Consider the following 1,315-nt stretch of genomic DNA (forward strand, 5'->3'; position numbering starts at 1 on the left):
AATAAACCCATTGGTAAAGTTATGGATTTAGATAGGGGATATTAAACCAGATGTTTTTAAAAAAACGTAAACAGAAGGGGGAAAAAAGTTCGTTGCAACGGCGGTGGGGCATGCCCCATGGGGATTAGGGGTGGCAGAGTATTTTTACAATCTCTATGAATACGAAGATGGTATGAGAGAATATGAGGAATTCGATGGTGGTCAGTATCATGAGATGCCTGAGAATGTTGATTACAGTACCAAGGCGCAAGTGAAAGCTTGGATATACGGTGGTGATTTGCCAAGAAGCGTATTGAGTTGCGAAGCGTTGATAGACGAGGTGAATAGGGAAATCAAAAAACGTACAGTTAAAGCAGTGAAAACTTATGATGATATAGACAACGAGCTAGAGAAAGCACTTGGTATTCAATTAGGTAGGTATCAAAATGAAAAAAATTGAAAAAAATAAAAAATACGTATTGACTTTAAAGAAAAGCTCGTTTATTAAGGTCGGCAAGTGCTTGAAAAACACTGTAATACGAGCGGATAGGTTACGAAACGACCTCTTCCCATGTTTTTAAAATATACTGGCTTTCTTTTGTGCTCTTATTGGCATATAACGATTTTGCCGGGTGTGGTTATACTATACAATACCCTTCATAGGGGAAAGTGTAACGACGGTCTCGTATCCGTGTTTTTCAGCGCCCGGCGCCCTTAGGGGTGTCAATGAAAATGTTAAAATACGAGGTAATTATTATGCAGAATTCTGTAAAAAAATATCAACTCACCAATCAAACAATTCTTCGTGAGGGTAAGAAACTTTATCGCATTAAGGCGTTAAGAGATTTTGGTGATGTTAAAGCTGGTCAACTTGGTGGCTATATTGAATCTGAAGAAAATCTTTCCCATGATGGTAATTGCTGGGTTGGTGATCAAGCCATTGTTGTGAGCCCTGGTCGTGTTTACGAAAATGCGCAGGTTTATGGCAATGCAGGTGTTGGTGGTTTTGTATATGGTAATGCTCGCGTCTACGATTCAGCAAAGGTTTTTGCCAATGCCCATGTGTATGATAATGCCCATGTTTTCGATAGTGCAAAAATTGTAAGTAAAGTGCATGTTTATGAAAATGCCAATGCATGTGGCATGGCTATTGTTACTAAGAATATTTGTGGTGACACAATGAATAATGTTTATACAGAACGCCTTTCTCCTTATGGTGAAATTTGCTTTGTTATGTGTCGTCCTCATAGGAAAACAGCTTAAATAACGGCGCGGGCGCGGCGGGGGCGCCTCCTTATAACCATTTCATTTAAAAATTTGTTTGAATATTAGATTA

Annotated in this window: 1 protein-coding gene and 1 pseudogene; both read left to right on the forward strand. The window is 38.9% G+C overall.

All coding sequences use genetic code 11. The features are described from left to right. Positions 1-50 precede the first annotated feature (50 nt). A pseudogene (locus ACFIKX_RS03285) lies at positions 51-439 on the forward strand (hypothetical protein). 296 nt (positions 440-735) lie between these two features. After that, entirely contained in the window at positions 736-1,242 is a 507-nt protein-coding gene (locus tag ACFIKX_RS03290) for a hypothetical protein (protein WP_120100860.1), read from the forward strand. The last annotated feature ends 73 nt before the right edge of the window (positions 1,243-1,315 follow it).

Source organism: Bartonella sp. CM86QHHN, from assembly GCF_042194695.1.
Taxonomy (GTDB): domain Bacteria; phylum Pseudomonadota; class Alphaproteobacteria; order Rhizobiales; family Rhizobiaceae; genus Bartonella.